Genomic DNA, 10763 nt, shown 5'->3' with positions numbered 1-10763 from the left:
CATTGACCTTCCCCTTGCTGGAAGGTTTAACCTTTATCACAGTCAGTTAAACCTGCAATGAAGGAGTTGGTTATGTCTCAAACAATCGATCTAACCCTGGACGGTTTGTCCTGTGGTCACTGCGTAAAACGCGTTAAAGAAAGTCTGGAACAACGTCCGGATGTTGAGCAAGCGGATGTCACCGTGACAGAGGCCCATGTTACCGGGAGCGCCAGCGCAGAAGCGCTGATTGAAACCATCAAACAAGCCGGTTACGGGGCGGAGTTAAGCCACCCAAAGGCTAAACCGCTGACGGAGTCATCAATCCCGTCGGAAGCACTGGCAGCGGTCCCTTCCGAGCTTCCGGCAGCTACGGCTGATGATGACAGCCAACAGTTGCTGTTAAACGGCATGAGCTGCGCCAGTTGTGTGACCCGTGTACAAAATGCATTGCAAAGCGTACCGGGCGTCACCCAGGCACGGGTAAACCTGGCGGAACGCACTGCGCTGGTAATGGGCAGTGCCTCCGCCGCAGATTTAGTGCAGGCGGTTGAAAAAGCGGGTTACGGCGCGGAAGCGATCGAAGACGACGCTAAGCGTCGCGAACGCCAGCAGGAAACCGCCGTGGCAACCATGAAGCGTTTTCGCTGGCAGGCAGCCGTCGCGCTGCTGCTGGGTATCCCGGTCATGGTATGGGGAATGATTGGCGATAACATGATGGTGAGTGCCGACAACCGTAGCCTGTGGCTGGTAATTGGTCTGGCAACACTCGCCGTGATGGTCTTCGCAGGCGGTCACTTCTACCGCAGCGCGTGGAAAAGCCTGATGAACGGCACCGCAACCATGGATACGCTGGTCGCGCTGGGCACGGGAGTAGCATGGCTCTATTCCATGAGCGTCAACCTTTGGCCGCAGTGGTTCCCGATGGAAGCGCGACACCTCTATTATGAAGCCAGCGCCATGATTATCGGTCTGATTAACCTCGGACATATGCTGGAAGCGCGGGCTCGCCAGCGCTCGTCCAAAGCGCTGGAAAAACTGCTCGATCTGACGCCGCCGACCGCACGCGTCGTTACTGACGAAGGTGAAAAGAACGTGCCGCTGGCAGACGTTCAGGCGGGAATGTTGTTGCGCCTGACCACCGGCGACCGCGTGCCAGTCGATGGCGAAATCACCCAGGGCGAAGCCTGGCTGGATGAAGCGATGCTGACCGGTGAGCCGATTCCGCAGCAAAAAGGCGAAGGCGATAGCGTCCACGCCGGTACGGTCGTCCAGGACGGCAGCGTCCTGTTCCGCGCCAGCGCCGTTGGCAGCCACACCACGCTGTCGCGCATTATTCGCATGGTGCGTCAGGCGCAAAGCAGCAAACCGGAAATTGGCAAACTGGCCGACCGTATCTCCTCGGTGTTCGTTCCGGTGGTGGTGCTGATCGCGCTGGTGAGTGCCGCTATCTGGTATTTCTTTGGCCCGGCGCCGCAGATTGTCTATACGCTGGTCATCGCCACCACCGTCCTGATTATTGCCTGCCCGTGTGCGTTGGGTCTGGCAACGCCGATGTCGATTATTTCCGGCGTGGGGCGTGCCGCTGAGTTTGGGGTACTGGTACGCGATGCCGATGCGCTGCAACGCGCCAGCACGCTTGATACCGTCGTCTTTGACAAGACCGGGACGCTGACCGAAGGCAAACCGCAGGTTGTCGCCATCAAAACGTTTGGCAACACCGATGAAGCGCGGGTAATTCGTCTGGCCGCAGCCCTTGAACAGGGTTCCAGCCACCCGCTGGCCAGGGCTATTCTGGACAAAGCCGGCGATGTCTCGCTGCCGCAGGTCAACGGTTTCCGTACGCTGCGCGGGTTAGGCGTCAGCGGCGAGACCGAAGGTCATACTCTGCTGCTGGGAAATCAGGCACTGCTCAATGAACAGCAGGTAGATACCACTGAAATGGAAGCTGAAATCACCGCTCAGGCTTCCCAGGGTTCAACTCCGGTGCTGTTGGCGATTGATGGTAAAGCGGCGGCGCTGTTAGCGGTGCGTGATCCACTGCGTAGCGACAGCGTGGCAGCGCTCCAGCGCCTGCATCGCGCCGGGTATAGTCTGGTGATGCTGACCGGCGACAACCCAACAACCGCCAACGCCATTGCCAAAGAGGCGGGTATTGATGAGGTGATTGCAGGCGTTCTGCCGGACGGTAAGGCCGAGGCGATCAAGCGTCTGCAGAGCCAGGGGCGCCAGGTCGCCATGGTCGGTGACGGTATCAACGATGCGCCTGCGCTGGCTCAGGCCGATGTAGGGATCGCCATGGGTGGCGGCAGCGATGTGGCGATTGAAACAGCCGCGATTACGCTGATGCGTCATAGCCTGATGGGCGTTGCGGATGCGCTGTCTATCTCCCGGGCAACGCTGCGCAATATGAAGCAGAACCTGCTCGGCGCGTTTATCTACAACAGCATCGGCATCCCGGTTGCCGCTGGGATCCTGTGGCCGTTCACCGGCACGCTGCTCAACCCGGTCGTCGCCGGGGCAGCGATGGCGCTTTCTTCCATCACCGTGGTGAGCAACGCGAACCGACTGCTGCGCTTCAAACCTAAAGAGTAACCCTTTGCCGGATGGCGCTATCAACTGCGCCATCCGGCAATTCACACATTGCGACTTTTCCGACCACGCGCTAGCATGGTTCTCCACTTAGGGAGGTCGTATGGATTTGTTATACCGGGTAAAAGCATTATGGTCTGCACTGCGCGGTAACCATTATACCTGGCCGGCCATCGATATCTCTTTGCCTGGCAACCGCCATTTTCATCTGATTGGCAGTATTCATATGGGTAGCCGGGGTATGGCCCCTCTGCCTGCCAGATTACTGAAAAAACTCAGCCACGCTGACGCACTGATTGTCGAAGCCGATGTCTCCGGTGACGATACTCCGTTTGCCAATCTCCCGGCCTTTGCCACGCTGGAAGAACGCATCAGCGAAGAGCAATTGCGCAATCTGCAAAAAGTTTCTGCAGATCTTGGTATTTCCCCTTCCCTGTTTTCGACTCAACCCCTGTGGCAAATAGCCATGATCTTACAAGCCACGCAGGCGCAACAGCTGGGATTACGGGCGGAATATGGCATTGACTACCAACTGCTCAAAGCGGCTAAACAGGCGCAAAAAACCATTATTGAACTGGAAGGCGCCTCCAGCCAAATCGACCTGTTATGTCAATTGCCTGATAACGGTTTGGCTTTGCTTGACGATACCCTGACGCACTGGCACACCAACGCCAGGTTGCTGCAACAAATGATGGGCTGGTGGCTTGAATCACCACCACAAAATAGCGCACTCACGTTACCCAACACATTCAGCCAGTCATTATATGACGTATTAATGCACCAGCGTAATGAGGCCTGGCGGGACAAACTCAAGGCAATGCCTGCAGGCCACTATGTGGTCGCAGTGGGCGCACTGCATCTGTATGGAGAGGGAAATTTACCGGAGATGATGCGATAAAAAAATGGCCAATATTTCTATTGGCCCGTCAAAGAGGAATTTCATCATTATTATTATGCCGACGCTTAAAGCATCGGTGTAGGTCGATTGTCGCTCAAAGTCATCATCCTGCCAATACTATTGCGCAAGATGGTACTATTTTTTCCACCGCCATCAGGCGTATGCTTATGGCGTATTTTGTCTGGGCCAGGAAAAATTGCTATGACACCCGCCGTTAAACTACTCGAAAAAAACAAAATTTCTTTTCAGATCCACACCTACGATCACGATCCGTCCGAGACCAACTTTGGCGACGAAGTGGTCCGTAAATTAGGACTGAATGCGGATCAGGTCTACAAAACGCTGCTGGTTGCCGTGAATGGCGATATGAAACATCTGGCGGTTGCCGTCACACCGGTAGCCGGTCAACTGGATCTCAAAAAGGTTGCCAAAGCTTTGGGCGCCAAAAAGGTCGATATGGCCGACCCCATGGTCGCGCAACGCACTACCGGCTATCTGGTAGGCGGTATCAGCCCGTTGGGGCAGAAAAAAAGATTGCCGACGCTCATCGACGCGCCAGCCCAAACGTTTGACACCATTTATGTTTCCGGCGGCAAACGCGGACTGGACATCGAACTGGCAGCGAGCGATCTGGCGAAAATTCTGGATGCGAAATTCGCCGATATCGCCCGCCGGGATTAAGCGGTTATAGAATGACTGCCTGATGGCGCGCAGCTTTAAGGCCTACAAATCGAATACTCAACAGGGCGTTATTGGTGAAGGCAGTTTGGACTCGGCCAGCGCGCAGGAACCGGAGCGTACATGAAGTACGTGAGGATTCCGAGTACTGCCCGTGTTCAAAATGGCGAACAAAATAGCCCTGTTACTGCCAGCTCACCTCACCCTTCGGCTCATACGCACTGGCATCCAGCGGTGAGTTCTTCTGCACGTACTCCTTCAGCACTTCCGCATCAATAAATCCGGTATTCACATAGCCTGGTTTGTTATCAATACGCGGATAGCCATCACCGCCGGTGGCGTTGAAGCTCAGCGTTGCCATACGATAGGTTTTGGCTGGGTCAACGGGCTCGCCTTTGATTTTCAAATCGTTAAGCTTGCCGTCTTTCGCCACAAAGCTGACGTTGGCAAACTGCGGATAGGCCCCGGAGTCCGGCTTCATTTGCGCCACTGCGGTCAGATAGTCAATCACCTCTTTCCCGCTCATATCGGCATACACCACGATGTTGCCAAACGGCTGTACCTTCAGCACGCTCTTATAGGTGATATCGCCGCCTTCGATGGAGTCACGGATACCGCCGCCGCTCATCACGCCAAAATCAGCGCTGGTTCGCGCCATTTGCGCAGCCAGCAGCAGATGTCCCATGTTGGTCTGCACGAAACGGACTTTGCTTCGATCGCCTTCGAGGCGCGCATTGACGCTACCGATTTTCACGTCGAGCTGCGCTTTACCTTTATTCTGGAACGGCGTCAGCAGCGAAAGCATTTGCTGATTTTCAACAATCTCCGGGGTGTAGAGTACGCGCTCACTTTTACCGTTGTCCCAGGTCACTTTTTTCTTCAGGTTGACTGGAATGAGCTGGTAGTTAACCATTTTCATTTCGCCGTTACGGAACTCAAAGTCCGCCCGGCCCACGTATTTCCCCCACTCGTGTGCCTGTACAATCCAGATCCCATTTTGCTTATCTGGCGCACACGGCGTACCCGGTACGTAATCAACCTGCTTCTTGTTTTCCGCAGCCATACACACCGGATCCTGTGAGTGACCACCCACAATCATCGCCAGCGCCCCGGTGGGCAGGCTACGCGCCATTTCGACATCGCCAGGGGCGTTCGAGCCATGATTGCCGTTGTCATAATGCCCCATATGGGTGGTCGCGATAATGATGTCTGGCTTTTCATTCATATTGAGTTCCTGGATAACCAGCTTTGCTTCTTCCGCAGGTTTGCGAAACTCAATATCGGTGAAGAACTCTGGGTTGCCAATTTTCGCCGTATCGTCAGTGGTTAAACCGAGTACGGCAATTTTTAAATCCTGGCGCTTAAAGATGGCCCACGGCTTAAATAAACGCTCGCCGGTGCTTTTCTGATAGATATTGGCCGAGAGAAACGGGAATTTGGACCATTTTTCCTGCTGGCGCAAGACGGTCAGCGGATTATCAAACTCGTGGTTACCGACCGCCATCGCGTCATAGCCAATCAGGTTCATGCCGCGAAAATCAGGTTCCGCATCCTGCAGATCGGACTCCGGTACGCCGGTATTAATATCACCGCCGGAAAGCAGCAGTACGCTGCCCCCTTCCTCAGCCACCTCTTTACGAATACCGTCCACCAGCGTTTTTTGCGCCGCCAGTCCGTATTCTCCGTATTCGCTGCGCCAGAAGTGACCGTGATGATCGTTGGTATGCAGAATGGTAATTTTGTAGGTTTTATCTTTTTCGTACGCTTGCGCTGGCTGACCTGCCAGCGTAAATGCGGCTAATAACGCCAGCGCCACGCCCCGTTTTAAAAACTTCATATTTCTCTCCCTGAGCCAAAATCAACGACTGAAATTACAATGATATGAAATAATAGTCGAAAATGTTTTCAGAAATGAGACTTCCTTCAAACACCTTCCGCAGGTATGTTAGTCAGGTAATAATAACAAAATAGATTACCCTCATAATCGCAACCCAAACAGAAGTGACTTTCTATGGCAATAAGTGAACCAACCCAGCCTGTGGCTGGCGCGTCAGCGTCGGTTGCTAAAGCACGCACCTCATTTGGCATTTTAGGAGCGATCAGCCTCTCCCATTTGCTAAACGATATGATTCAGTCGCTGATCCTGGCGATTTATCCGCTATTGCAGTCAGAGTTCTCGCTGACGTTTATGCAGATAGGGATGATTACCCTGACCTTCCAGCTAGCATCCTCGCTGCTGCAACCGGTGGTGGGTTACTGGACGGATAAATACCCGATGCCGTGGTCGCTGCCCATTGGGATGTGCTTCACGCTGAGCGGGCTTGTTTTGCTGGCCATGGCCGGCAGCTTCCATATGGTGCTGCTCGCCGCGGCGCTGGTTGGTACCGGCTCTTCGGTATTTCACCCGGAATCGTCCCGCGTGGCGCGTATGGCCTCCGGTGGTCGCCACGGCCTTGCCCAGTCGATTTTCCAGGTTGGCGGCAACTTCGGTAGCTCTCTGGGGCCATTGCTGGCGGCTGTCATCATCGCGCCATATGGTAAAGGTAATGTGGCCTGGTTTGTGCTGGCTGCGCTATTAGCGATTGTCGTCCTGGCACAAATCAGCCGTTGGTATGCCGCGCAGCATCGGATGAGTAAAGGAAAGCCGAAGGTCGCTATCGTTAATCCGTTGCCGCGTAATAAAGTGGTGCTGGCGGTAAGCATTCTGCTGGTGCTGATTTTCTCCAAATACTTCTATATGGCGAGCATTAGCAGCTATTACACCTTTTATCTGATGCAAAAATTCGGATTATCGGTACAAAATGCCCAGTTTCATCTGTTTGCCTTCCTGTTTGCCGTCGCGGCCGGGACGGTGATTGGCGGACCATTAGGCGATAAAATTGGCAGAAAATATGTTATTTGGGGGTCTATCCTCGGCGTTGCGCCATTTACCCTCGTTTTACCCTACGCAACGCTGGAATGGACCGGGATTTTAACCGTGATCATTGGTTTTATCCTCGCATCGGCGTTTTCTGCCATTCTGGTTTACGCACAGGAGCTACTTCCTGGGCGTATCGGCATGGTTTCTGGGCTATTTTTCGGTTTTGCCTTCGGCATGGGTGGCCTGGGAGCCGCGGTGTTAGGGCTGATTGCCGACCATACCAGTATCGATTTGGTCTACAAAATATGTGCTTTCCTGCCACTTCTGGGGATACTGACCATATTCTTACCTGATAACCGACATAAAGCCTGATTTTCTGACGGCCAAAGGTAAACTTTGGTCGTCATCACTTACAGCGGCCATCAGCGTTTGCCTCAAACATCCCCCCGTAGTTTTCCGATCCGTGCTTTTTTTCCTTTAAAATCCTGTTTTCATCAAAATTCAATAATTATTCATCAACATAAACATCAAAATTGTCATAAACTATTACTCGGAATTTGGGTTTTCAGGATCAACACAGCAACCAAAGGAGACGGAATGCATCACGCCACCCCGCTTATCACCACCATTGTCGGCGGCCTTGTGCTCGCTTTTATATTAGGCATGATTGCCAATAAACTACGTATTTCTCCTCTGGTGGGATATCTGTTAGCGGGCGTTCTGGCCGGTCCATTTACACCTGGTTTTGTTGCTGATACCAAGCTCGCGCCTGAACTGGCCGAGCTTGGCGTGATCCTGTTGATGTTCGGCGTCGGGCTGCACTTTTCCCTGAAGGATTTGATGGCGGTAAAGTCTATCGCCATTCCCGGCGCGATTGCCCAGATAGCGGTGGCAACGCTGCTGGGTATGGCGCTTTCAGCCGTATTAGGCTGGTCGCTGATGGTCGGTATCGTCTTTGGTCTGTGTCTTTCAACCGCCAGTACCGTAGTGCTACTGCGTGCACTTGAAGAACGGCAGCTCATTGACAGTCAGCGCGGGCAAATCGCCATTGGCTGGCTGATTGTCGAAGATTTGATGATGGTGCTGACGCTGGTTCTCCTGCCAGCCGTCGCCGGAATGCTGGAAAAAGAAGATGTCGGCTTTGCCTCGCTCGCCGTCGATATGGGGATTACCATCGGTAAGGTGGTGGCGTTTATCGCGATTATGATGCTGGTGGGGCGTCGCCTGGTACCGTGGATTATGGCCCGCAGCGCCGCAACCGGGTCACGCGAGCTATTTACCCTGTCAGTTCTCGCCCTTGCCTTAGGTATCGCCTTTGGCGCAGTGGAACTGTTCGATGTCTCCTTTGCGCTGGGCGCATTCTTCGCTGGTATGGTGTTGAATGAATCGGAACTGAGCCACCGTGCGGCGCATGACACCCTGCCGCTGCGCGATGCGTTCGCTGTACTGTTCTTCGTTTCCGTCGGGATGCTGTTCGATCCGTTAGTCCTGATCCAACAGCCGCTGGCAGTGCTGGGTACGCTGGCGATTATCATCTTTGGTAAATCCCTTGCCGCCTATTTCCTGGTGCGCATGTTTGGTCACTCCCAACGCACGGCGCTCACCATTGCCACCAGCCTGGCACAGATTGGTGAGTTTGCCTTTATCCTGGCGGGTCTGGGAATGGCGTTAAACCTGCTGCCGCAGGCCGGACAGAATCTGGTGCTGGCAGGGGCAATCCTGTCCATCATGCTCAACCCGGTGCTGTTCGCGGTGTTAGAAAAATATCTCGCCAAAACCGAAACGCTGGAAGAGCAGACGCTGGAAGAGGCTATCGAAGAAGAGAAGCAAATTCCGGTGGATATCTGCAATCACGCCCTGCTGGTCGGTTTTGGTCGCGTCGGCAGCCTGCTGGGTGAGAAATTGATGGCTGCGGGGATCCCGCTGGTGGTTATCGAAACCTCACGTACCCGGGTGGATGAACTGCGCGAGCGTGGGATCCGCGCGGTGCTGGGAAATGCCGCCAACGAGGAAATTATGAATCTGGCGCATCTGGATTGCGCACGCTGGCTGTTGCTGACCATTCCGAATGGCTATGAAGCGGGTGAAATTGTCGCTTCCGCGCGTGAGAAGTGCCCGTCGATTGAGATTATCGCCCGCGCGCATTATGACGATGAGGTGGAATATATTACCGAGCGCGGTGCCAATCAGGTGGTCATGGGCGAGCGTGAAATCGCCCGCACCATGCTGGAGCTGATTGAAACGCCGCCTGCCGGTGAAGTTGCTACCGCCAGTTAATGTTACGTGCCGGATGGCGGCGTAAAACGCCTTATCCGGCCTACATATTGCTACGCGTAGGCCCGATAAGCGTAGCGCCATCGGGCAAGAACTCAGCGATCCCAGTACGACTCTTCGAGACTGTCTTCACGTTCCGGCAAACCCCGCGTCAGACGCGGGGAATGCTGGTTCAGCACCTGATAACTCACGCGGTTAGCATATTTACACACCTGCGCTAATGACGAATAGGTCAGCCAGGTGAACTTGTGTTTGCTGGAGTTAGGCACATTGCTGCGGTGGTAGCTGTTAGCGGTAATATCATGCAGCAATGCCGCCAGTGCGCCGTCGCCAGCACCGTTGGTATTCATGATCTTTTCTGGCCCGCCCATATACGGTGCGATGTGCGAATACACACGCAGCGGATGAGTACAGTCTTTATGGCGCATGGCGCGACTAAACTCGTACTGGTTGAATTCGGCAATCGCCCCTGGCAGCAGTGGATGCTGAGTTTTGCGTTTCGCCTCTTCTTCAGTAAAGCCGGCCATATACAGACCTGCCGGACCCGCAGTACACAGCACCAGATCCACCCAGTCCAGCGCCTTGTCAGACGCCAGCAGCGGATCGTTCTCGCCGGTCAGCGCTTCGGCTTCTTCTTCGTTCATCGCCAGAATAGAGACATTCTCTTTCAGGAATGTCTGCCACCACTGCGGGTTATCCGCAATAACGAATTTGGTCCCCAGCGTCAGTACCACCGGCACGTTGTGCTTTTTGGCAAATTCAATCGCCTTCATGGTCGCTTCCGGCATCGGTTCGCCTGGCTTACAGCGCACCAGATAGGAGGTCAGCACCAGCGCGGAAGCCCCGGCAATGACTGATTCAGGGATGCTATCCGCGCGCAGTTGGTTCATGTGACCAGGGCTGATGGCAAATGTGCGTTCGCCGGATTCACCAATCAGCGTAAAGCAGCGGCCAATAGGACCATCTACACCCTGTAGATAGTTCAAATCGGTGCGGCTGGAGGTGTTGCATAAATAGCGATACGCGTAGCTACCAATTTCGATATTACTGCACATCACCCCCAACAGTACCGAACGGTCATCTGCCAGCACGGAGTAGTTATGCATAGTGTTACCGATGGTGCCACCTGCAAACTGATGGGTGATCAGGTTTTCGCGTACCAGCTCCTGGTAGAGCGCTTCCGCAACATCATCTTCAATCACCAGAGAGTGCCCGGCGCTTAATCCATAACGTTTTACAAAATCATCATCCACTTTGGCTTCAATATCTACCAGCGTCTGGTCGATACCGACAACCCAGGCTGCGCTGGTTTCATTTTCTGGCTGAATTTGTTGCAGCAACGGATCGCGCGCGCTGACGGGGAAATAGTGTTTGGATTTACGTTTACCGGGAAATTTCATGGTCGATTTTACGGGTGGTTAACTGAGCGATGCATGGTAGCACATTCCCTGCTGCGCATGCGATGCGGCGCTGAGTTTCAAT

The 10763-nt window shown here is 54.1% G+C and carries 7 protein-coding genes; 5 read left to right on the top strand and 2 right to left on the bottom strand.

Features of this window, described 5'->3' with window-relative positions; genetic code table 11:
- Positions 1-72 precede the first annotated feature (72 nt).
- From copA to ybaK, 3 genes are all read left to right on the top strand, one after another.
- Positions 73-2574, top strand: coding sequence for a copper-exporting P-type ATPase CopA (gene copA, locus EHN13_RS13090; protein WP_124021521.1), 2502 nt, complete (start codon positions 73-75; stop codon positions 2572-2574).
- A gap of 100 nt (positions 2575-2674) precedes the next feature.
- Entirely contained in the window at positions 2675-3469 is a 795-nt protein-coding gene (locus EHN13_RS13085) for a TraB/GumN family protein (RefSeq protein WP_048212399.1), read from the top strand.
- Between the two features lie 201 nt (positions 3470-3670).
- Positions 3671-4150, top strand: a complete 480-nt coding sequence (gene ybaK / locus EHN13_RS13080) for a Cys-tRNA(Pro)/Cys-tRNA(Cys) deacylase YbaK (protein WP_003021794.1) — start codon at positions 3671-3673, stop codon at positions 4148-4150.
- 181 nt (positions 4151-4331) lie between these two features.
- Here the strand turns inward: ybaK and ushA are convergent, their stop codons facing one another.
- On the bottom strand, positions 4332-5984 hold the full coding sequence (gene ushA / locus EHN13_RS13075) for a bifunctional UDP-sugar hydrolase/5'-nucleotidase UshA (protein ID WP_124021520.1): 1653 nt from the start codon (positions 5982-5984) through the stop codon (positions 4332-4334).
- A 174-nt stretch (positions 5985-6158) separates the two neighbouring features.
- Between ushA and fsr the strand changes: the two genes are divergently transcribed.
- Both fsr and ybaL read left to right on the top strand, forming a co-directional pair.
- Positions 6159-7379 carry a fosmidomycin MFS transporter gene (gene fsr, locus EHN13_RS13070; RefSeq protein ID WP_003021788.1) on the top strand — a complete coding sequence of 407 codons (1221 nt, stop codon included), beginning with the start codon at positions 6159-6161 and terminating at the stop codon, positions 7377-7379.
- A gap of 225 nt (positions 7380-7604) precedes the next feature.
- The gene (ybaL, locus tag EHN13_RS13065; RefSeq protein WP_003835904.1) at positions 7605-9284 is read left to right on the top strand and encodes a YbaL family putative K(+) efflux transporter; all 1680 of its coding nucleotides are present in this window, start codon (positions 7605-7607) and stop codon (positions 9282-9284) included.
- Positions 9285-9376: 92 nt separating this feature from the next.
- On the opposite strand, the gene gsk is transcribed toward ybaL, so the two are convergent.
- Positions 9377-10681, bottom strand: a complete 1305-nt coding sequence (gene gsk / locus EHN13_RS13060; protein ID WP_048212401.1) for an inosine/guanosine kinase — start codon at positions 10679-10681, stop codon at positions 9377-9379.
- Positions 10682-10763: the final 82 nt, after the last annotated feature.

The organism is Citrobacter youngae (genome assembly GCF_003818115.1).
In the GTDB taxonomy this organism is placed as follows: Bacteria; Pseudomonadota; Gammaproteobacteria; order Enterobacterales; family Enterobacteriaceae; genus Citrobacter; species Citrobacter youngae.
This window is presented reverse-complemented; position numbering and strand designations above follow the sequence as displayed.

Excerpts from the sequence above, each read along its gene's own strand:
- ybaL (WP_003835904.1), top strand. The coding sequence starts at position 7,605 with ATGCATCACGCCACCCCGCTTATCACCACCATTGTCGGCGGCCTTGTG.
- ybaK (WP_003021794.1), top strand. The coding sequence starts at position 3,671 with ATGACACCCGCCGTTAAACTACTCGAAAAAAACAAAATTTCTTTTCAG.
- copA (WP_124021521.1), top strand. The coding sequence starts at position 73 with ATGTCTCAAACAATCGATCTAACCCTGGACGGTTTGTCCTGTGGTCAC.
- gsk (WP_048212401.1), bottom strand. The coding sequence starts at position 10,681 with ATGAAATTTCCCGGTAAACGTAAATCCAAACACTATTTCCCCGTCAGC.
- fsr (WP_003021788.1), top strand. The coding sequence starts at position 6,159 with ATGGCAATAAGTGAACCAACCCAGCCTGTGGCTGGCGCGTCAGCGTCG.
- EHN13_RS13085 (WP_048212399.1), top strand. The coding sequence starts at position 2,675 with ATGGATTTGTTATACCGGGTAAAAGCATTATGGTCTGCACTGCGCGGT.
- ushA (WP_124021520.1), bottom strand. The coding sequence starts at position 5,984 with ATGAAGTTTTTAAAACGGGGCGTGGCGCTGGCGTTATTAGCCGCATTT.